Origin of the sequence: Streptomyces sp. ADI96-02, assembly GCF_003846185.1 — a bacterium.
In the GTDB taxonomy this organism is placed as follows: Bacteria; Actinomycetota; Actinomycetes; order Streptomycetales; family Streptomycetaceae; genus Streptomyces.
This window is the reverse complement of the sequence record NZ_ML123034.1, coordinates 2,339,956-2,361,216: the sequence shown is the minus strand read 5'-3', so window position 1 is coordinate 2,361,216 and position 21,261 is coordinate 2,339,956. Positions and strand designations below refer to the sequence as shown.

17 protein-coding genes, 1 tRNA gene and 1 pseudogene are annotated in these 21,261 nt (G+C 72.1%); 13 read left to right on the top strand and 6 right to left on the bottom strand.

The genetic code is table 11. The features are described 5' to 3' along the window. From EES43_RS31245 to EES43_RS10260, 6 genes are all read left to right on the top strand, one after another. The coding region (locus EES43_RS31245; protein ID WP_241192365.1) for a carbohydrate ABC transporter permease at positions 1 to 536 on the top strand (536 nt) is incomplete at its 5' end. Further along, positions 533 to 1,381, top strand: coding sequence for a carbohydrate ABC transporter permease (locus tag EES43_RS10280; protein WP_124268455.1), 849 nt, complete (start codon positions 533 to 535; stop codon positions 1,379 to 1,381). The genes EES43_RS31245 and EES43_RS10280, both read left to right, overlap by 4 nt. A gap of 4 nt (positions 1,382 to 1,385) precedes the next feature. Further along, positions 1,386 to 3,020, top strand: a complete 1,635-nt coding sequence (locus tag EES43_RS10275) for a beta-N-acetylhexosaminidase (RefSeq protein ID WP_124268454.1) — start codon at positions 1,386 to 1,388, stop codon at positions 3,018 to 3,020. 362 nt (positions 3,021 to 3,382) lie between these two features. Further along, entirely contained in the window at positions 3,383 to 4,279 is an 897-nt protein-coding gene (locus EES43_RS10270) for an FAD binding domain-containing protein (protein ID WP_164493148.1), read from the top strand. Next, the gene (locus EES43_RS10265; protein ID WP_124268453.1) at positions 4,276 to 6,144 is read left to right on the top strand and encodes a 2Fe-2S iron-sulfur cluster-binding protein; all 1,869 of its coding nucleotides are present in this window, start codon (positions 4,276 to 4,278) and stop codon (positions 6,142 to 6,144) included. Before EES43_RS10270 ends, EES43_RS10265 begins: the two co-directional genes overlap by 4 nt. A gap of 94 nt (positions 6,145 to 6,238) precedes the next feature. Further along, positions 6,239 to 8,587, top strand: coding sequence for a xanthine dehydrogenase family protein molybdopterin-binding subunit (locus tag EES43_RS10260; RefSeq protein ID WP_124268452.1), 2,349 nt, complete (start codon positions 6,239 to 6,241; stop codon positions 8,585 to 8,587). A 118-nt stretch (positions 8,588 to 8,705) separates the two neighbouring features. Here the strand turns inward: EES43_RS10260 and EES43_RS10255 are convergent. Next, positions 8,706 to 8,777: transfer RNA gene (locus EES43_RS10255), tRNA-Cys, on the bottom strand. Positions 8,778 to 9,113: 336 nt separating this feature from the next. Here EES43_RS10255 and EES43_RS10250 point away from each other — a divergent pair. The 4 genes from EES43_RS10250 (at position 9,114) to EES43_RS10235 (ending at position 13,121) form a co-directional block, all read left to right on the top strand. Continuing rightward, positions 9,114 to 10,553 (top strand): MFS transporter, encoded by a 1,440-nt coding sequence (locus tag EES43_RS10250; protein WP_241192631.1) that lies wholly within the window; start codon positions 9,114 to 9,116, stop codon positions 10,551 to 10,553. A gap of 40 nt (positions 10,554 to 10,593) precedes the next feature. After that, positions 10,594 to 10,794, top strand: coding sequence for a ribbon-helix-helix protein, CopG family (locus EES43_RS10245; RefSeq protein ID WP_124268450.1), 201 nt, complete (start codon positions 10,594 to 10,596; stop codon positions 10,792 to 10,794). Continuing rightward, entirely contained in the window at positions 10,791 to 11,180 is a 390-nt protein-coding gene (locus EES43_RS10240; RefSeq protein ID WP_124268449.1) for a type II toxin-antitoxin system death-on-curing family toxin, read from the top strand. Before EES43_RS10245 ends, EES43_RS10240 begins: the two co-directional genes overlap by 4 nt. 156 nt (positions 11,181 to 11,336) lie before the next feature. After that, positions 11,337 to 13,121 carry a DEAD/DEAH box helicase gene (locus EES43_RS10235; RefSeq protein WP_124268448.1) on the top strand — a complete coding sequence of 595 codons (1,785 nt, stop codon included), beginning with the start codon at positions 11,337 to 11,339 and terminating at the stop codon, positions 13,119 to 13,121. Between the two features lie 96 nt (positions 13,122 to 13,217). Here EES43_RS10235 and EES43_RS10230 read toward each other — a convergent pair whose 3' ends face one another. From EES43_RS10230 to EES43_RS10220, 3 genes are read right to left on the bottom strand one after another with little or no spacing between them, the layout of a single operon-like run. Then, on the bottom strand, positions 13,218 to 13,859 hold the full coding sequence (locus EES43_RS10230) for a hypothetical protein (protein WP_124268447.1): 642 nt from the start codon (positions 13,857 to 13,859) through the stop codon (positions 13,218 to 13,220). A gap of 36 nt (positions 13,860 to 13,895) precedes the next feature. Then, a complete protein-coding gene (locus EES43_RS10225) occupies positions 13,896 to 16,196 on the bottom strand; it encodes a DUF6571 family protein (RefSeq protein ID WP_124268446.1) in 2,301 nt (766 codons plus the stop codon). Then, the gene (locus tag EES43_RS10220; RefSeq protein ID WP_124268445.1) at positions 16,196 to 16,654 is read right to left on the bottom strand and encodes a hypothetical protein; all 459 of its coding nucleotides are present in this window, start codon (positions 16,652 to 16,654) and stop codon (positions 16,196 to 16,198) included. Before EES43_RS10220 ends, EES43_RS10225 begins: the two co-directional genes overlap by 1 nt. Before the next feature lie 609 nt (positions 16,655 to 17,263). On the opposite strand from EES43_RS10220, the gene EES43_RS10215 reads away from it, so the two are divergent. Continuing rightward, entirely contained in the window at positions 17,264 to 17,908 is a 645-nt protein-coding gene (locus EES43_RS10215; RefSeq protein ID WP_124268444.1) for an IclR family transcriptional regulator, read from the top strand. Between the two features lie 157 nt (positions 17,909 to 18,065). Beyond that, complete coding sequence (locus EES43_RS10210; RefSeq protein ID WP_124268443.1) at positions 18,066 to 18,854, top strand: S16 family serine protease; 789 nt, start codon at positions 18,066 to 18,068, stop codon at positions 18,852 to 18,854. A gap of 45 nt (positions 18,855 to 18,899) precedes the next feature. On the opposite strand, the gene EES43_RS10205 is transcribed toward EES43_RS10210, so the two are convergent. After that, complete coding sequence (locus EES43_RS10205) at positions 18,900 to 19,373, bottom strand: Lrp/AsnC family transcriptional regulator (protein WP_124268442.1); 474 nt, start codon at positions 19,371 to 19,373, stop codon at positions 18,900 to 18,902. Positions 19,374 to 19,495: 122 nt separating this feature from the next. On the opposite strand from EES43_RS10205, the gene hppD reads away from it, so the two are divergent. Then, entirely contained in the window at positions 19,496 to 20,641 is a 1,146-nt protein-coding gene (gene hppD, locus EES43_RS10200; RefSeq protein ID WP_124268441.1) for a 4-hydroxyphenylpyruvate dioxygenase, read from the top strand. Between the two features lie 134 nt (positions 20,642 to 20,775). Here the strand turns inward: hppD and EES43_RS30980 are convergent. Next, positions 20,776 to 21,261 (bottom strand): annotated as a pseudogene (locus EES43_RS30980) (hypothetical protein); the annotation flags it as partial.

The following is a 21,261-nucleotide window of genomic DNA, read 5'->3' as shown; positions in this document are numbered from 1 at the left end:
CCACCCCCGCGATCACCGGATCGACCGTCTGGGTCTTCCTCTTCGACCCCGACTTCGGCCCGGTCAACAAGGTGCTCGGGCTCGGCGACTTCTCCTGGACGTACGGGCGCTACAGCGCCTTCGCCCTGGTGCTGCTGGAAGTCCTGTGGTGCTCGTTCCCGTTCGTCATGGTCACCGTGTACGCGGGCATCCGGGCCATCCCCGCCGAGGTGCTGGAGGCCGCCTCGCTCGACGGCGCCTCGCAGTGGCGGATCTGGCGCTCCGTCACGGCCCCGATACTCCGGCCCATCCTGGTCGTCGTCACCATCCAGTCGATCATCTGGGACTTCAAGGTCTTCACCCAGATCTACGTCATGACCAACGGCGGCGGCATCGCCGGCCAGAACCTGGTGCTCAACGTGTACGCGTACCAGAAGGCGTTCGCGTCCTCGCAGTACAGCCTCGGATCGGCCATCGGCGTCGTGATGCTGGTGATCCTGCTGGCCGTCACGCTGGTGTATCTGCGCCTCGTACGGCGCCAGGGGGAGGAACTGTGAGCGCCCGCGCCCTTCTGCGCGTCCGGCGGCCCGGCAGGCTCGCGGCGGAGGCGGCGGCCCTGCTGATCGCCGCGGCGGTCGCCTTCCCGCTCTACTGGATGGTGCTCTCGGCGTTCAAACCGGCCGGCGAGATCCAGTCGACCGACGCCCGGCCGTGGACGCTCGCGCCCTCGCTCGACTCGTTCCGGCGGGTCTTCGAGCAGCAGGACTTCGGCCGCTACTTCCTCAACAGCCTGCTGGTGGCGGGCACGGTCGTCATCGCCTCCGCCCTGATCGCCTTCCTCGCCGCCACCGCCGTGACCCGCTTCCGCTTCAGGTTCCGCACCACACTGCTGATCATGTTCCTGGTCGCGCAGATGGTGCCGGTGGAGGCGCTGACCATCCCGCTGTTCTTCCTGATGCGCGACCTCGGCCGGCTGAACACGCTCGGCTCGCTGATCCTGCCGCACCTCGCCTTCTCACTGCCGTTCGCCATCTGGATGCTGCGCGGCTTCGTCCGAGCCGTCCCCGAGGCGCTGGAGGAGGCCGCCTTCATCGACGGGGCGAGCCGCACCCGCTTCCTGTGGCAGATCCTCTTCCCGCTGGTCTTCCCGGGACTGGTGGCCACCAGCGTCTTCTCGTTCATCTCGACCTGGAACGACTTCCTGTTCGCGAAGTCGTTCATCATCAGCGACACCTCCCAGTCGACGCTCCCGATGGCGCTGCTGGTCTTCTTCAAACCCGACGAGAACGACTGGGGAGGGATCATGGCGGCCTCGACGGTCATGACCATCCCCGTCCTGGTCTTCTTCGTACTCGTACAGCGACGCCTCGTCTCGGGACTGGGCGGAGCGGTTAAGGACTGACGCCATGACACCCACGGATCCGGCCGCCGGTCTCGTCCCGGCCCCGCGTCGTCTCGTCCACGGACAGGGGGCGTACGCCCTGGACGCGCGGACCCCGCTCGGCGCCGCACCGGGCGCCGAGGGCGTCGCCCGGTGGCTCCGCGCCACCGTCGGCGCCGCCACCGGTCTGCCCCTCGCCGAGGGCGCGGGCGGCGTCGAGCTGGCGCTCGACGAGACGCTGGCCCCCGAGGCGTACCGCCTCGTCGTCGACGCCGGGACGGGCGTGCGCATCACGGGCGGCACCGCGGCGGGCCTCTTCCGGGGCGCGCAGACCTTCCGCCAGCTCCTCGGCCCGGACGCCTTCCGCCGGGCGCCGATCGCCCCGGGCCGGGCGTGGGACCTGCCGGCGGTGGCCGTCGAGGACGAACCCCGCTTCTCCTGGCGCGGCCTGATGCTCGACGTCTCCCGGCACTTCCTGCCCAAGGACGACGTCCTGCGCTACCTCGACCTCCTCGCCGCCCACAAACTCAACGTCTTCCACTTCCACCTCACCGACGACCAGGGCTGGCGCATCGAGATCAAGCGCTACCCGCGGCTCACCGAGACCGGCGCCTGGCGCTCACGCACCAAGTACGGCCACCGGGCCTCCGACCTGTGGGACGAGACCCCGTACGGCGGCTACTACACGCAGGACGACATCCGCGAGATCGTCGCCTACGCCGCCGAGCGGCATATCCGGGTCGTCCCCGAGATCGACCTGCCGGGCCACGCGCAGGCCGCCATCAGCGCGTACCCCGAGCTGGGCAACACCGACGTCATCGACACCACCACCCTCTCCGTCTGGGACACCTGGGGCGTCAATCCGAACGTACTCGCCCCCACTGACAACACCCTGCGCTTCTTCGAGGGCGTCTTCGAGGAGGTGCTGGAGCTCTTCCCCGCCGAGACCTCGCCGTTCGTCCACGTGGGCGGCGACGAATGCCCCAAGGACCAGTGGAAGGCGTCGCCCGCCGCCCAGGCCCGGATCGCCGAACTCGGTCTGAAGGACGAGGACGGCCTCCAGTCCTGGTTCATCCGGCACTTCGACGCCTGGCTCACCGAACGGGGCCGCCGCCTCATCGGCTGGGACGAGATCCTCGAAGGCGGCCTGCCGGACGGAGCCGCGGTCTCCTCCTGGCGCGGCTACGCCGGAGGCGTCGCGGCGGCGCGGTCCGGCCACGACGTCGTGATGTGCCCCGAGCAGCAGGTCTATCTGGACCACCGTCAGGACGGCGGGTCCGACGAGCCGATGCCCATCGGATACGTCCGCACCCTGGAGGACGTCTACCGCTTCGAGCCCGTGCCGCCGGAGCTCTCCGAGGAGGCCGCCCGGCACGTCCTGGGCACGCAGGCCAACGTGTGGACCGAGGTCATGCAGAACCGCTCCCGCGTCGACTACCAGGTCTTCCCGCGCCTCGCCGCCTTCGCGGAGGTCGCCTGGTCGCACCTGCCCGCCCCGGCCGACCGGGACTTCGCCGCGTTCGAGGACCGCATGACGGCCCATTACGCGCGACTGGACGCGCTCGGCGTCGACTACCGCCGACCGGGCGGGCCGCTGCCGTGGCAGCGCCGCCCCGGCGTCCTCGGCCGCCCGATCGAGGGTGCGCCCCCGGTGGTGTGAACCGCCCGCCGCCCCACCGGCCACCGGCCGCCGCCGCCCCCGGGGACCGCGGCGGCCGGCGCGCGTCACGGCCCCGCTGCGCGGCCCTCGTCACGGCCCGCGCCTCGGACCTCGTCACCGCCCCGGACCCGCGGAACGGAGCGAACACGGCGTACGGGGCGCGCTGAGAAGTGGCAATTCACTCTCCGCGCCGAAGAGGTGCGAAACCGGATCATCCCCCAGGTCAGGGACGGATCCACCCTTCGCGGACCCTCGCTCCGGTCCGATCGGAAGATGTGCCAGAGTTGCCACGTCCGGGCTGTGAACACGTACCGTACGGCGCAACAGGCGGACAGCCGGGAGACCGGGAAGGGGCAGCTGGGTTGACCACGCACGCACCGCAGGCGATGCAGTCGGTGACGCTGCCGGCCTCGCTCGACGAGGCCGTCGCGGCACTCGGCGCCATGCCGGCCGCCGTGCCCGTGGCCGGGGGCACGGACCTGATGGCGGCCGTCAACAGGGGGCTGCTGCGCCCCTCGGGACTGGTCGGCCTCGGCCGGATCAGCGAGCTGCGCGGCTGGCACTACCAGGACGGACACGCGCTGCTCGGCGCCGGACTGACCCATGCCCGCATGGGACGGCCCGACTTCGCGGCCCTGATCCCCGCGCTGGCCGCCTCCGCCCGCGCCGCGGGCCCGCCGCAGATCCGCAACGCCGGCACGCTCGGCGGCAACATCGCCACCTCCGCGCCGACCGGCGACGCCCTGCCGGTGCTGGCCGCGCTGGAGGCCGAACTCGTCATCGCGGGGCCCGGCGGAGTCCGCCGCGAGATCCCCGTCTCCCACCTGCTGGCAGGACGTGAGCTGCTGGGGCCCGCGGAGTTGATCGGCTTCGTACGGGTGCCGCTCCTGCACGCCCCGCAGGTGTTCCTGAAGGCCACCGGGCGCACCGGCCCCGGCCGGGCCACGGCCTCGGTCGCGATCGTGCTCGACCCGGCACGCCGCGGCGTGCGCTGCGCGGTCGGCGCGATCGCCCCGATGCCGCTGCGCCCGCTGGAGGCGGAGCGCTGGATCGCCTCGCTGATCGACTGGGACGGTGCGCGGGGCCTGGCCCCCGACGCGCTGGCGGCCTTCGGCGAGTACGTCGCCGCGGCCTGCATCCCGGACCACGCACCGCCGGAGGACGGGTCGCAGGCGCCGCCGCTCTCCCCGGCCGTACTCCATCTGCGGCGCACCGTCGCCGCGCTCGCCCGACGCGCGCTGGGGAGGGCACTGTCGTGAGCAATGAGGAACACCCCGGACAGCAGGGGCACTCCGGCGGCCCGGACCCGCACTACGGGGACGGGGCCTGGCATCCGACGCCGCAGAGCGGCGAGTACGACGCCGACGCCACCGCGTTCGTCCAACTGCCGCCGGAGGACCTGGCGAACATCCCGCTGGCCGCGCCCGGCCACGGGTACGTACCGCCGATGATCCTGCCGCTGACCCCGGCCGCCGGTCTGGACCCGGCGGCCACGGGCAGCTGGGTGGTGCAGACGCAGAGCCAGCAGGCGCAGGCGGCCGAGCGCGACGCGCGGGCGGACGCGCCGGACGCGGTGCACTGGCCGGACCCGAACCAGCAGGCCGGATACGGCGCGCCGTACCAGGACACCACGCACGCCACGGCCCAGTGGAACTTCAGCGAGGCCATCGGCGGCGGCCCGGCGGCCGGAGCGGACGCGGGGACGCCGGGAGCGGACGACCACCGCCACCACCGCGACCACTCCGGCTATCCGGATCAGCCGGGCTATCCGGATCAGGCCGGCCCTGCGGATCAGGCCGGTCAGCCGGGTCACCCCGGTCACTTCGGCCACCAGGCCGACACAGGGCACGCGGGTCACCAGGGCGACACAGGTGACGCGGGCTACCAAGGGCAGGCGGGTCACCAGGGGCACGCGGGTCACACCGGTCAGTGGACGATCCCGGTCGCGGACGGCGATCTGCCGGACGAGTCGGGCGAGTTCCCGGCGTCGGCCCAGACGCCGGGCTGGTACACCGACGGCGCGCCCCCGGCGACGCTGCCCGGCGGGGCTGCCGCCCCCTGGGCCACGCCCGCGCCCGCCGCGCCGGCCGAGGAGCCGTCGGCCGCCGAGCCAGAGCCCGTCACGGACGGAGCCGCCGCAGCCCTCGCCCCGGTGAGCGAACCGAGCGGACCGAGCGGACCGAACGAACCGGAAGCACGGACGGCACCCGATCCGGAACCGGCACCCGATCCGGAACCGGAACACACGCCGGAACGGGAACAGGTGTCCGAACAGGCGCCGCCGACAGCTCTGGAGGAGACCGAACCGGACCCGGAGACACCGCAACCGGAAGCCCCGGCGGACAACGGCCCCGCACCCTCCCCGGACGTCTCCGAGGCCGGTGCCGAGGCCGGTGCGGACGCCACCGCCGGTGCGCAGAGCCCGACCGCGGCGGCCGGCGCTCCGGAACCCGGGCCGACGCCCGAAGCGGAACCGGACCCGGACCCCGTCCACGACCGGGCCGCCCCGGCTCCCGCGCCCGCCGACGCGCCCAGCGAACACCCCGCCGCCTCCTACGTCCTGCACGTGAACGGCATGGACCGCCCGGTCGACGACGCCTGGATCGGCGAGTCCCTGCTCTACGTGCTGCGCGAACGGCTCGGCCTCGCCGGAGCCAAGGACGGCTGCTCGCAGGGCGAGTGCGGAGCCTGCAACGTCCAGGTCGACGGCCGCCTCGTCGCCTCCTGCCTGGTCCCCGCGGTCACGGCGGCGGGCAGCGAGGTCCGCACGGTCGAAGGGCTCGCCGCCGACGGCGAACCGTCCGACGTCCAGCGCGCGCTCGCCGCGTGCGGAGCCGTCCAGTGCGGCTTCTGCATCCCCGGCATGGCGATGACCGTCCACGACCTGCTGGAGGGCAACCACGCGCCCACCGAGCTGGAGACCCGCCAGGCGCTCTGCGGCAACCTCTGCCGCTGCTCGGGCTACCGGGGCGTGCTGGACGCCGTCGCCGAGGTCGTCGCGGCCCGGGAGGCCGCCATGGAGGCCGCCGCACCGGTCCAGGACGACGCGCGCGTCCCGCACCAGGCCGAGCCCGGGGCCGCCGGAGCGCAGCAGCCCCAGCCGCACGAGGGAGGCGCGCTGTGAGGCACGCACGCAGACCCGGAGCCCGGCAGCACCGGGCGGCACCGCAGGGAACCATCGGCCGCCGCCGCGGCGGAGCGAACGACAAGGAGGCGGCGTGAGCGGCGACGCGGCGACCGCGGCCAACGCGACCAGTACCAGCCTGCCCAGGATCGACGCCGTCGGCGGCGGTCCCGGCCCCGACCGGGAGCCGCCCCTCCTCGGCCTCGGCGCCTCGCTGCCGCCGGCCGACGCCCGCGCCAAGACCGAGGGCGTCTTCCCGTACGCGGCCGACCTCTGGGCCGAGGGCCTGCTGTGGGCCGCCGTGCTGCGCTCCCCGCACCCGCACGCCCGGATCCTGTCCGTCGACACCTCGGCCGCGGTCGCGATGCCCGGAGTGCGCGCGGTCGTCACGCACGAGGACGTCCCCGGCGACCGCAACTACGGGCGGCACGTCGTCGACCGCCCCGTCTTCGCCTCGGACCTGGTCCGCCACCACGGCGAGCCGATCGCCGCCGTCGCCGCCGACCACCCCGACACCGCGCGCCTGGCCGCCGCCGCCATCGCCGTACGGTACGAGGTGCTGGAGCCGGTCACCGACCCGGAGACGGCGTTCGAGGCGGAGCCCCTGCACCCCGACGGGAACCTGATCCGGCACATCCCGCTGCGCTACGGCGACGCCGAGGCGACCGGCGAGGTCGTCGTCGAGGGCCTGTACCGCATCGGCCGCCAGGACCCGGCCCCGATCGGCGCGGAGGCCGGTCTCGCCGTGCCCCGCCCGGACGGCGGGGTCGAGATCTACACCGCCTCCACCGACCCGCACACCGACCGCGACCTGGCCGCCGCCTGCTTCGGCCTGGAACCGGACCGGGTCAAGGTCGTCGTCACCGGGGTGCCCGGCGCCACCGGCGACCGCGAGGACCCGGGCTTCCAGATCCCGCTGGGCCTGCTGGCGCTGCGGACCGGCTGCCCGGTGAAGCTCGCCGCGACCCGCGAGGAGTCCTTCCTCGGCCACACCCACCGCCACCCCACCCTGCTCCGCTACCGCCACCACGCGGACGCCGAGGGCCGGCTGGTCAAGGTCGAGGCGCAGATCCTGCTGGACGCGGGCGCGTACGCCGACTCCTCCTCCCAGTCGCTGGCCGCGGCGGTGGCCTTCGCGTGCGGCCCCTACGTCGTCCCGCACGCCTTCATCGAGGGCTGGGCCGTCCGCACGAACAACCCGCCCTCCGGCCACGTGCGGGGCGAGGGCGCGATGCAGGTCTGCGCGGCGTACGAGGGCCAGATGGACAAGCTGGCCGCCAAGCTGGGCCTCGACCCGGCCGAACTGCGGCTGCGCAACGCCCTGTCGACCGGCGACATCCTGCCCACCGGCCAGACGGTGACCTGCCCGGCCCCGGTGGCCGAACTCCTCCGCTCCGTACGCGACTTCCCGCTGCCGCCGCTGCCCAAGGACGCCCCCGAGGACGACTGGCTGCTGCCGGGCGGCCCCGAGGGCGCGGGCGAGCCGGGGGCCGTGCGCCGGGGCGTGGGCTACGGCGTGGGCATGGTCCACATGCTCGGCGCCGAGGGCACGGACGAGGTCTCCACGGCCACGGTCCGCGTCCACGACGGCGCGGCCACGGTGATCTGCGCGGCGGTCGAGACGGGCCAGGGGTTCACCACGCTCGCCCGCCAGATCGTCCAGGAGACCCTGGGCGTCGAAGAGGTCCACGTCGCCGCCGTCGACACCGACCAGCCCCCGGCGGGCCCGGCCACGCACGGCCGCCACACCTGGGTCTCCGGCGGCGCGGTGGAGCGGGCGGCGAAGATGGTCCGCACCCAGCTCCTCCAGCCGCTGGCCCACAAGTTCGGCATGTCGACCGAGCTGCTCCAGATCGCCGACGGCAAGATCACGTCGTACGACGGGGTGCTGTCCACGACGGTCACCGAGGCGTTGGACGGCAAGGAGCTCTGGGCCACCGCCCAGTGCCGCCCCCATCCCACGGAGCCGCTGGACGAGTCCGGCCAGGGCGACGCCTTCGTCGGCCTGGCGTTCTGCGCGGTACGGGCGGTGGTCGACGTCGACGTCGAGCTCGGCTCCGTCCGCGTGGTCGAGATGGCCGTCGCCCAGGACGTCGGCCGCGTCCTCAACCCGTCCCAGCTGGCGGTCCGCATCGAGGCGGGCGTCACGCAGGGCATCGGCGCGGCGCTCACGGAGAACCTGCGCACCGCCCGCGGTCTGGTCCGCCACCCCGACCTGACCGGTTACGCGCTTCCGACCTCGCTGGACGCGCCGGACATCCGCATCGTGAAGCTGGTCGAGGAGCGGGACGTCGTCGCCCCGTTCGGCGCCAAGCCCGCCTCCGCCGTACCGGTCGTGACGACTCCGGCAGCCGTCGCCTCGGCGGTCCGCTCGGCGACCGGGCGCCCGGTCAACCGGCTGCCGATCCGGCCGCAGGCGGCGGTGTCGACGCCTCAGACGTGACCGGACCGGCGCCCTCGCGGCACCGGTCCGGACCCGGCCCCGGACCCGGGCACGACGAAGTGGCCGCCCCACACGGTGGGGCGGCCACCTTCGCCAGGTGCGCGGTGTCCGCGCGGGGAGGCCGTGACCGGAATCGAACCGGTGTAACTCGAGTTGCAGTCGAGCCCCTGAGCCTCTCGGGCACACGGCCGGGCCTTTCGTTCTTCCGCCACCGACGTTAGGGGCGGCGCGGGGCGCACTCAAGACGCGGGGCGGGTGTGCAACGCGACTGCCATACGCCGTTCACACCCGGAACCTTCGGCCTACGACCAAGGACGGAGCCACGAAGGGCACAAGGACAGGGTTCATACCTGTTCATGCCCCTTACGCTGGGGCCATGACCGCCTCCGATTCGCGTGACGGCGCCGCCGCACGCCCCGCGCCGGCCGAACCGCCGCCCGACCTCTCCGCCGACCGTCCCGCGGATCTCAGGACCGACCTCCCCGCCGAACTCAGGACCGGCATACCCGGCGACCTCCGGCCCGGTATGCCGGACTCCCTGCCCGCCGACCTCCCCGGCGCGGTCGCCGAGGCGGCGGCCGAGGGGGTGCTGGGCCGGACCTACCGGGCGCTCAGCATCGGCATCGTCTCCGTGGTGTTCCTCATCGCGTTCGAGGCGACGGCGGTCGGTACGGCGATGCCGGTCGCGGCACGCGAGCTGAACGGCATCCCGCTCTACGCGTTCGCCTTCTCCGCCTACTTCACCACGAGCCTCTTCGCCATGGTGCTCTCCGGCCAGTGGGCCGACCGGCGCGGACCGCTCCAGCCGCTGGCCACCGGCATCACCGCCTTCGGCGCGGGGCTGCTGCTCTCCGGCGCGGCGAGCGGCATGTGGGTCTTCATCGCGGGCCGGGCGGTGCAGGGCCTCGGCGGCGGACTGGTGATCGTCGCCCTGTACGTGGTGATCGGCCGGGCCTACCCGGAACGCATCCGGCCCGCGATCCTGGCCGCCTTCGCGGCGAGCTGGGTGATCCCCTCGGTCGTCGGGCCGCTCGCCTCGGGCACGGTCACCGAGCACCTGGGCTGGCGCTGGGTGTTCGTCGGCATCCCCGTCCTCGTCGTGATCCCGCTGGCCCTCGCGCTCCCGGCGATCCGCCGGATGGCCTCGGGGCCCGCCGACCCGGCCGCCGCCGCGCAGCCGTACGACCGCCGCCGCATCCGGCTCGCCCTGGGCATCTCGGCCGGGGCGGGGCTCCTCCAGTACGCGGGGCAGGAGCTGAACTGGCTCGCGCTGCTGCCCGCCGCGGTCGGCGTGGCGCTGCTGGCGCCCGCCGTGCGCGGACTGCTGCCGCCCGGGACGGTCACCGCGGCGCGCGGGCTGCCGGCGGTGGTCCTGCTGCGCGGTGTCGCCGCCGGTTCGTTCATCGCGGCCGAGTCGTTCGTCCCGCTGATGCTCGTCACCCAGCGCGGCCTGTCGCCGACGATGGCCGGCCTCTCGCTGGCCGTGGGCGGGGCGACCTGGGCGCTCGGCTCGTTCGTCCAGTCCCGGCCGCGCCTGGAGGCGTACCGCGAACGGCTCATGGTGAGCGGCATGGTGCTGGTGGCCGCAGCGATCGCCACGGCCCCGACGGTCCTGATCGAGGCCGTGCCGGTCTGGACGGTGGCCGTCGCCTGGGGCTTCGGCTGCTTCGGCATGGGCATGGTGATCGCCTCGACGAGCGTGCTGCTGCTGAAACTGTCCGCGCCGCAGGACGCGGGCTCGAACTCGGCGGCCCTGCAGATCTCGGACGGGCTGTCGAACGTCCTGCTGCTGGCCGGCGGCGGCGCGGCCTTCGCCGCGCTCGGCGGCGGCGCGGTGGGCGCGGCGCACGGGGCGGTGGCGGACGGTGCCGGGGGCGCGCATCCGGTCGCGTTCGCGGCGGTGTTCCTGCCGATGGCGGGGGTGGCGCTGGTGGGGGCGTGGGTGGCGGCGCGGGTGCGGGCCTGACGGCGGTACCACTCTGACCCCACGGCGGTACCGTTCTGGTATGGCCATGGACCTGCGTCTCCGTGACGACCAGACCGAAGCCCTCAAGCAGCGCGCCGAGCAGGAGGGCACCAGCATGCACGCCCTACTGCTTCAGGCGGTGGACGACTACCTGGCCAGGACGGCTCAGCAGGCCATGGTCCGCAAGACGGCCAAGGAGCAGGCCGCCAAGTGGAGCGAGCTGATGGAGCGGCTCAAGTGAGCTGTGTCTATCTGACCTCGGAGGACATCCTCGTGATCGCCGGGTACGCCTGCGGTGACATGCGGATCGTCGTGCGGGACGCCGGACTCCTGGAGTCGGCGGCCCACCGGCCCTCGGCGGCCATGTTCGGCCAGGAGGCATACCCGGACCTGGTCGACAAGGCGGCTGCTCTCCTCCAGTCCCTGGCGGTCAACCGCCCCCTCTTCGACGGCGACAAGAGGATGGCCTGGCTCTCCTGCGTCACCTTCCTCGCCATGAACGGCGTCGATCTGAGACCGGACGTCGACGCGGCGGAGCGGCTGGTCATCGCGGTCGCCACCGGAGAGGCCGACGAGGTGAAGGTGATCTCCCAGGGGCTGCGGGAGCTGATCGTCGGCCAGGTGTGAGGACCGTCCCAATCGGCGTCGCCGTCGCGGTGTCCAGGCGGTCGGGGTCCGGGGCCCCGGTAGGGTGGCCCGGTTGTCGTATCGCGGGCCGCGTCGTCGCGGCCCGGTCCGGTGCGGACAGCGCCCCACGTACCCGAGAGCCCCGAACCGGAGACCGTGACTACTACCACCGCCTCCCACCACCTCTCACCCGCCTTTCCCGGCCGTGCCCCCTGGGGCACGGCGGGCAAGCTGCGAGCCTGGCAGCAGGGCGCCATGGAGAGGTACATCCAGGAGCAGCCGCGCGACTTCCTCGCCGTCGCGACGCCCGGCGCCGGCAAGACCACGTTCGCGCTGACGCTCGCCTCGTGGCTGCTGCACCACCACGTCGTCCAGCAGATCACCGTCGTCGCCCCGACCGAGCACCTCAAGAAGCAGTGGGCGGAGGCGGCGGCCCGGATAGGCATCAAGCTCGACCCCGACTACAGCGCCGGTCCGCTGAGCAAGGAGTACCACGGAGTCGCCGTCACCTACGCCGGTGTCGGCGTCCGCCCGATGCTGCACCGCAACCGCTGCGAGCAGCGCAAGACGCTCGTGATCCTCGACGAGATCCACCACGCCGGCGACTCGAAGTCCTGGGGCGAGGCGTGCCAGGAGGCGTTCGACCCGGCGACCCGGCGGCTGGCGCTGACCGGCACGCCGTTCCGGTCGGACACCAACCCGATCCCGTTCGTGGCGTACGAGGAGGGGAACGACGGGATCCGCCGCTCCTCGGCCGACTACACCTACGGCTACGGCAACGCCTTGGCCGACGGCGTGGTCCGCCCGGTGATCTTCCTCAGCTACAGCGGCAACATGCGCTGGCGCACCAAGGCCGGCGACGAGATCGCCGCCCGCCTCGGTGAGCCGATGACCAGGGACGCCATCGGGCAGGCCTGGCGAACCGCGCTGTCACCCACCGGCGACTGGATCCCCAACGTGCTGAGCGCCGCCGACAAGCGGCTCACCGAGGTCCGCAAGGGCATCCCGGACGCGGGCGGCCTGGTCATCGCCACGGACCAGGAATCCGCCCGCGCGTACGCCAAGATCCTCAAGAACGTCACGGGGGAGAAGGCGACCGTGGTCCTCTCCGACGAGAAGGCCGCCTCGAAGAAGATCGACCAGTTCAGCGCGGACGAGTCGCGCTGGATGGTCGCCGTCCGCATGGTGTCCGAGGGCGTCGACGTACCGCGCCTGGCCGTCGGCGTGTACGCGACCACCATCTCGACGCCGCTCTTCTTCGCGCAGGCCGTCGGGCGCTTCGTGCGTTCCCGCAGGCGCGGGGAGACGGCCTCCGTCTTCGTGCCGACGATCCCGATGCTCCTCGATTTCGCCAACGAGATGGAGGTCGAGCGGGACCACGTCCTCGACAAGCCGAAGAAGGGCGGCGAGGAGGAGAACCCGTTCTCCGAGGAGGACAAGCTCCTCGCCGACGCCGAGAAACTGGAGGACGAGGAGACCGAGGACCAGCTCCCCTTCGAGGCGCTGGAGTCCGACGCGGTCTTCGACCGGGTGCTGTACGACGGCGCCGAGTTCGGCATGCAGGCCCATCCGGGCAGCGAGGAGGAGCAGGACTACCTGGGCATCCCCGGCCTCCTGGAACCGGACCAGGTGCAGCTCCTCCTCCAGAAGCGGCAGAGCCGGCAGATCGCGCACAGCCGCCAGAGGCCGGCCGAGGAAGCCGACCTCCTGGAGAAGCCGGCCGACGCGCGCCCGGTGGTGACGCACAAGCAACTGCTGAGCCTGCGCAAGCAGCTGAACACGATGGTCTCCGCCTACACCCACCAGAGCGGCAAGCCGCACGGGGTCATCCACACCGAACTGCGCCGGGTGTGCGGCGGCCCGCCGAGCGCGGAGGCCACGGCGGGCCAGATCCAGCAGCGGATCGCGAAGGTCCAGGAGTGGGCGACCCGCATGACGTGACGGGCGCGGAGGCGGCGGCGCGAACGGAGTGAAGGGAAGGGAGGGCGGGACGCGTACGGATACGCCGTCCCGCCCTCTTTCGCGTGACGGCCGCTGTCAGCTCGTGGAGGGTTCGGGGACCTGGGCGGGCAGGGCGGCCTTGTCGGCGCATCCGAGCTGCTTGGCGAGGGCGCGGGAGACGTCGTTGAGGACGGCCATGCGGTCCTGGCCACGGCTGCTTGAAGAGGACCACATCCTTGCCGCGACGTACGGCGATGTGCCGTCCGGGCCGCTGGTAGGGCAGGAGAAGTTCAGATAGGTACCGTTTTCGTCGTCCGCGTCGGCGTAGGCGCCCATCGGGAAGAGGAGACGGGCACCTTCCCCTGATTGTTCGGCTGGGTCGGGATGGTCCCGCTCGGGCGTGAAGTCGATCATCATCAAGGGGATTCCGCTGTCGTCGTCAGCCTTGTAAATGCTGCATTTGTTGCGTTCGGCGACGTCGTTGTGGAGTCGTTTTGCGGCACGTTTCAAGGAGAACGTGTACGGTTCGCCCAGCTTGTTGGTGCCAACGAGTTCGGTGAAGCGTTCTGTCGCCGCCAGGCGTTCCAATGCCTTCGCCGACCGTGGCGTCAGAGTGCTGTCGCACACCTGCGATGCGGAGAGAGTTTCCCTCTCCTTTCCGCTGTCTTCGCCGGCGCACGCGGTTGATACGAGGAGCGGCAGCGTGCCGCAAAGCGCCCAGTGCAGCTTTTTTCGCATGAGATTTTCTTTCTTGCCGAGATGCGGTGGGCGATGTCAGTCCTTGTAGGCCGGTCGTCCGCGGTAGTCGGCCTGCAGGGAACCGACGCCGAGATAGCTGCTCTCGATGTCCTTGGGCCAGTCCCGCTTGTAGTCGCTGCTCTTGAGATCGGGATTTCCCTCGGCATATGTCGTGTAACCACGGCCAAGTTGGTCGATGCCCGCACGGTAGAAGTCCTGGCTGGCGAGCTGAGCCTGTTCCGTGGGGTCCTTCTCCGCTCCTTGGATGCCCTTGTCGATCTCATGGCCGATGAAGGTGTTGACCGCGTTGCCGATCGTGTCCGCGGCCAGTGGTGCGACCACGATCGCCGCTGCCGTCGAGCCAGGGAGCGGAATTGCCGCGATACCGCCTGCCACCACCGCGCCCGCGCCCAGTTTGACCCAGTCCCCGGAACGGCCGAGTGATTTGTTGGCCTGCTCCGCGTCGTCCTTGTACGTCGTCTCCGCCTGCTGCACTCGTGCGAAGTCGAGAATGCCGCGCGCCTCGCCACCGGTCGTCAGCGCGTCGTGCGCGTTGTCGATGTTCGCCTCGCTCGTGGCGGGGTTGGCGTCCAGCATGCTCAGTGTGTACAGGTGCTGCGCGGCGGTGACGATGCCGTGAGAGGACTCGTTCTGGCCCAGCACGCTCAGGAAATTGATCGTGCCCTGCTCACCGAAGTCGGCCCGTCCCTGGTACTTCGCGGGGAAGGCGCTGTCGTCCTGGGCGTGGTCCCCGATCCCCGACAGGCTGTAGTTGATGTCGTCGATGTACGCGGCTCCCATCTTGCCCAGGCTGTCCGCCAGTTGGGACTGCTCGTGCAGCATCTTCGGGCCGTCCTCGCTCCCGTACAGGAAGGCGACCTGCTCCATGACGCCCGCCGTCTCCGCCGTGCGCAGATCGCGGTTGCCGGGGATCATCGGGTCCTTGGCGGCCATCGGGTCGGCGTCGTACGCGTAGCCGGTGGTGGCGGCCTCCAGGGCGTGGCCGAGGGAGTCGTGTCCGGCGATGACCTTGTCGTCGCCGCCCATGGCGTAGGCGTCGGACAGCCAGACGCGGTCCTTCGTGAGGTAGGAGAGGTGGCCGTTCACCTCGGATTCCTTGTCGACCGTCGCTCCCGCGCCGTCCGGCTGGGCGAAGAACCGCGTGGCGGCGCCGGGGTTGTGGCCCAGGGCTTCGAGGAAGCCGGTCATCGGGTCACGGCCGCGGTCGTTCTCGCTGGAGAAGTTGAGATCGCCCTGGTTCCAGTTGTTGATCCAGGGGCTCATGCCCTTGACGTTGCGTTCCTTGTCGTACTCCACGAGCCGGTCGCCGTAGTCGTTGAGGAACTGGTCGTCGTAGTCCCCGAACCGCATGAGGTTGCTCATGACGGCGAACCCGCGCGGGTTGTTCGCGTCGTCGGTGCCGAGTTCGTCCGGGCCCAGTTTGATCATCTTCTCTTCCCAGGACCGCATCGCGTCGCTGTCGGAGAGCGTCGCGGTGCCCAGGGTGATCCCCAGGTTCCTCTGGAGGAGCTTGGCCTGCTCCAGCCGCTTCGGGTCGGCCCCGTACCCCTGGTACGGGTCGGCGATGCCCGCGTAGAACTTCAGGACGCCGTCAGGGGGCGTCGAGGTGGCGAACCTCTCCGCGAACAGCGGGTCCTTGCCGTACGTGGTGAGCGCCGTGTTGAGCCGGTTCAGCTCGGTAACCGTGACGTCGTGCGGGTCCTTCCCGAGGATCTTGGCGATCGCCTCCGCCTCGGCCACGGCCTCGGCCGCCGAGTCCCGGTCCGCGTAGTCGGCGCCGGAGAATCCGTACTCCGCCTGGTCCACGAGGAGCCGCAGCGTCTCGGCGGCGGTGGAGTCGCTCCGCGCGGCCTTCCCGAGGATCGCCTCGACCTGGTCGCACAGCGCGTCGACGTCGCTCCGGCCGTGCCCGGCGACCGTGGTGCCCTTGGCGGCGCGGTCCGGATGGACGTTCATCGTGACGGTGAACGAGCCCTCGCCCGTGTCCCTGACCGTCAGGTTCTTCCTGGCCCCCTGCGCGAGCGCTTCGGTGAGTTCTGCCCGGAAGGCCACCAGTTCGTCATGGGTGTCGCCGAGGATGCGGGCGATGGTGTGGGCCTGGGTGTACGCGTCGGCGAACTCGCCGGCGGTCTTGTCCACGAAGGCGCGGGTGACCGTGGCGTTCTCCCCGGCCCAGCGGGCCTTGGCCGCCTTCGCGCCCAGATTGTCCTTGGCGTCCGTCCTGAGCGTCGCCAGGTTCCTGGTCATCTGATCCCAGTCGGCGATCGCCTCGCCGAGCTGGGCGAAGTTGCCGAAGCGGAGGGCGTCGAGATCCATCAGGCGCCCTTCCTCTCGGTGAATCCCGTGTCGAGGGTGGAGATGCTGCTGATCGTTCCCGCGATGTGCACCTCGTCGCCCGCGTGCGCGCCCTGGGAGTAGTCCAGATGGTTGGAGATGTGCGCGGTGGCGTCCAGCAGGGACCGGGACTGGTCGACCCAGCGGGAGGCGACGTGGTCCAGCGCCCGGCCCAGCGCGAACCCCTGGGACGCCAGGCCGCCCGCGGCCTTCTGGGAAGCGGCGCGGGCGTGGTCGCTCACCCGTTCGAAGTTCTGGTGGAGCTCGAAGGCCGCGTCGCCGATCGCGGCGAGATCCTTCTGATGGACTTCGAGGTCCCCCTGCCGACCGCCGCCGCCGCTGCCGCCGCCCGGCTCCGGGGGCAGTTGGTTCAGCCGCATCTGCGTCGGTTGCCTCTCCGCCGCCCCGGCCTTCAGCTGTTCCCACTCGTCCCATGCCATGGATCTGAGCGCCTCCTGTGTGTGCTCGACCGGGTCTCCTGTCGGCCGTGTGATTCGGAACGTATCAATCGGCCTCGCGGCAGGGGTCGTTGATGCGCCACGCCGAGCGCTGCCCCCGGCCGCCCTCACGGGGTTGCGGCGGGACGTCGGCGCCGTCCCGCGCCGGAGCGCCGCGCCCTCGCCGCGAGGTTGTCGAGAGGCCGCGGCGAGGTCGCGGCGGGGTGTGCGGTGGAGGGTGTGGCGGAAAATCATGCAACACGTCGGACACGTGGAGTTAACGAAGGTTCACATCCGTTCACGAAGCGTCACGGCGGCATATGACGACCAGGACGCGCGTAGATGTTCGGTTTCCGGACGGCACCGGGCTGACCGGTGGTTATGCCCGTCGGGCGGCGGCGATCTCCCGGGTGCGCCCGGATTCTGGACCAGGACTTCCGCTGAGCGGACCGGCTCGCTACTGTCCGGCCATGTGAACGCCCCGTGGCACTACCGCCGCGGAGCGCAGCCGGTGCCTTGGCCAGACCGGCGGCCTCTCCGTGCGTCGCCGCTGGGACCGGCGACGCGTATGCCGGAAACAGGCCGTCGTCGCTCACCCGAAGAGAGGGCGTCGTGACCGCGGAGACCTCCCAGACGCTCGACCGAGGACTGCGCGTCCTCAAACTGCTCGCCGATACCGACCACGGGCTCACCGTCACCGAGTTGTCCAACAAGCTCGGCGTCAACCGGACCGTCGTCTACCGCCTGCTCGCCACCCTGGAGCAGCACGCCCTGGTCCGACGTGACCTCGGCGGCCGTGCCCGGGTCGGGCTCGGTGTGCTGCGGCTGGGCCGGCAGGTGCACCCGCTGGTCCGGGAAGCCGCGCTACCCGCGCTGCGCTCGCTGGCCGAGGACATTGGGGCCACCGCCCACCTCACCCTCGTCGACGGCAGCGACGCCCTCGCGGTCGCCGTCGTCGAGCCCACGTGGACGGACTACCACGTGGCCTACCGCGCCGGCTTCCGCCATCCGCTGGACCGGGGCGCCGCGGGGCGGGCCATCCTGTCCGCCCGGCAGCAGACGTCGGCCGGGTACCCCGGCTACACCCTCACGCACGGCGAACTGGAGGCCGGCGCCAGCGGGGCCGCCGCACCGCTGGTCGGCGTCTCGGGGGTGGAGGGCAGCGTCGGCGTGGTCATGCTCGTCGACGCCGTACCGGAGCGCGTCGGGCCGCGAGTCCTCGACGCCGCGCGGGAAGTCGCGGACGCCCTGCGCTGAGGGGCACGGACGCCCTGCGTCGAGGCGAACGTACACGCCGCGCTGAGGGGTGCGTACGGCCTGCGCTCAGGGGTGCGTACGCGCCGCGCCGATCGGATGAGCCGGGCGGCTTACGCCTGGCGCGTTGCGGTGCGGGTGCGGCGGCTAGATTGGACGCGTGCTCACTCGTCTCACGCGCCCCCGCGCTCTCGCCCTCTGCGCGCTGCCCGTCCTCGCCCTGTTCGGTACGGCGGCCTTCGCGCCCCTGCCGTTCACCCTGGCGGAGCCCGGGGTGACGGCGAACGTGCTCGGCGAGGACCGGGGGAAGCCGGTGATCACCATCACGGGCGCGCCCACCCGCCCCACCGAGGGCCAGCTGCGGATGACGACGATCGTCGCCACCGGGCCGAAGGCGGACGTCGGCCTCGGCGACGTGATCGACGGGTGGTTCCGTACGGACCGTGCGGTCATGCCCCGGGACGCCGTCTACCCCAGCGGCGGCTCCGAGAAGGAGATCGAGCAGCACAACCTCGACGACATGAGGCAGTCGCAGAACGTCGCGGTCGACGCCGCCCTGGACTACCTGGACCGCAAGCCCGGCTCCCTGCGGGTCAGCGTGGACCTCGGCGACATCGGCGGTCCCAGCGCCGGGCTCTTCCTCGCCCTCGGCATCATCGACAAGCTCGACGGCGACGGCTCGGGGGGCGACCTGACCGGCGGCCGGAGCATCGCGGGCACGGGCACGATCAGCGCGGACGGCAAGGTCGGCGCGGTCGGCGGGGTCTCCATGAAGACGCAGGCCGCGCACCGCGACGGGGCGAGCGTCTTCCTCGTACCGAAGGCCGAGTGCCGCGAGGCGCAGGCCGAGCGCCCCGCCGGGCTGCGGATCGTTCCGGTCACCACGCTCAAGGGCGCGGTGGACTCGCTGCGCTCGTTGGAGCGGGGCGGGAAGGTTCCGGGCTGCTGACCTCCGGCGGGACCGAGGCGCACGTTCACATGTCGCTCCCTCGGCTCAGTCGGTGTCCTGGGCGGCCTGCTCCACGAGCGGGATGATGCGCAGCGGTACGGGGTTCTCCATGACGATGGCCGTGGAGGCCCGGACGATGCCGCCGAATCCGACGACCCGGTCGATCACCCGCTGGAGATCGGCGTTGGAGCGGGCCACCAGTCGACAGAGCATGTCGCCGTGCCCGGTCGTGGTGTGCAGTTCCAGGACCTCCGGCACACCGCCCAGATGGGCCCTCACGTCCGCCCCTTGGCCCTGCTTGATCTCCAGCGTGGCGAACGCGGTGACCGGGTAGCCGAGCGCCGCCGGATCGACGTCGGGCCCGAGCCCCCGGATGACGCCGTTCGACTGAAGGCGGTCCAGCCGCGCCTGTACGGTCCCGCGCGCCACGCCGAGCCGGCGGGACGCTTCGAGGACGCCGATGCGGGGTTCGCGTGCGAGGAGCACGATGAGCCGGCCGTCCAGATGATCGATCGCCATGACTCCGCCTTCGATGGTCAGCCTGTACAGATAGCCCGGTCATCATCGCGAATGGCTGCACATATTGACCAGTGGATGCGCGAACTGTTGCGCACCTTGCGAAGCGGGGAGAGCCTTCGAGCATGACTGAGACTCTGCACACCAGCCCTGAGACCGCCCGGCAGGCCGACCCCTTTCCGGTCAAGGGAATGGACGCGGTCGTCTTCGCCGTGGGCAACGCCAAGCAGGCCGCGCACTACTACTCGACCGCCTTCGGCATGAAGCTGGTCGCCTACTCCGGACCGGAGAACGGCAGCCGCGAGACCGCCAGTTACGTCCTGACGAACGGTTCCGCCCGCTTCGTGTTCACCTCCGTGATCAAGGCGGCCGGCGAGTGGGGCGCCTTCCTCGCCGACCATGTCGCCGCCCACGGAGACGGCGTCGTCGACCTCGCCATCGAGGTCCCGGACGCCCGCGCCGCGTACGCCTACGCCGTCGAGCACGGCGCGCGCGGCATCACCGAGCCGCACGAGGTCACGGACGAGCACGGCACCGTCGTCCTCGCGGCCATCGCCACGTACGGCAGGACGCGCCACACCCTGGTGGAGCGCTCCGGCTACGACGGCCCTTACCTCCCGGGCTACGCGGAAGCCTCGCCGATCGTCGCGCCGCCCGCCAAGCGCACCTTCCAGGCCGTCGACCACTGTGTCGGCAACGTCGAGCTCGGCCGGATGAACGAGTGGGTCGGCTTCTACAACGAGGTCATGGGCTTCACCAACATGAAGGAGTTCGTGGGCGACGACATCGCCACCGAGTACTCCGCCCTGATGTCGAAGGTCGTCGCCGACGGCACGCTGAAGGTGAAGTTCCCGATCAACGAGCCGGCGATCGCGAAGAAGAAGTCGCAGATCGACGAGTACCTGGAGTTCTACGGCGGCGCGGGCGTCCAGCACATCGCGCTCGCCACGAACGACATCGTCGCCTCGGTCCGCGCGATGCGCGCGGCCGGCGTGCAGTTCCTGGACACCCCCGACTCGTACTACGACACGCTCGGCGAGTGGGCGGGCGAGACCCGGGTGCCGGTGGAGACGCTGCGTGAGCTGAAGATCCTGGTCGACCGCGACGAGGACGGCTATCTGCTGCAGATCTTCACCAAGCCGGTCCAGGACCGCCCGACCGTCTTCTTCGAGATGATCGAGCGCCACGGCTCCATGGGCTTCGGCAAGGGCAACTTCAAGGCGCTGTTCGAGGCGATCGAGCGCGAGCAGGAGAAGCGCGGCAACCTCTGACGGCTGCGCCTCCCGGCACCACCGCGGCCCGGGGCAGCACCCCGGGCCGCTTCCGCCGCACTTCGGGCCGCTTCCGCCGCACCCCGGGCCGCCTCCACCGCACCGCGCGCCCCGTCCCGCCGCCGCCCCTCCGGTCAGGGGCTCGTCGACGCGTTCGCCGTCCGCGAGCCGGCCGGTGCGGCGGCCCTCCCGGCCGCCGGGGCAGCGGCGGAGACGGACGCCGTCGGGGCCGGGGGCCGCCGCGTGCCGGACGGCGACGGCTCGGGCCGCGCTTCGGCCGACGCGGAGGCCGACGCCGCCGCTGCCCCGGCGGGGGAGGGAGAGGCGTACGGGGAGGAGGAGGGGGAGGGGGACGGCGAACCGTCACCCGGACCGCCCGGTGCCGGTTCGCCGAGCGCGTCCAGCGCCTCCCGCGCCGCCGGAGCGGCCAGCGGGGAGAAGTCCGGGTTGGTGCGCAGCGCCTCCTCCAGATGGCGGCGGGCCGGTCCGTACTCGCCGAGCTCCCGCTCGATGACGCCCAGGTGGTAGGCGTACGAGGCGTTCCGCACGCCCGTGTCGAGGGCGCGCCGCGCGTACCGCAGGCCCTCCTGCGAGCGGCCCGCCCGGTGCAGCGCCCAGCC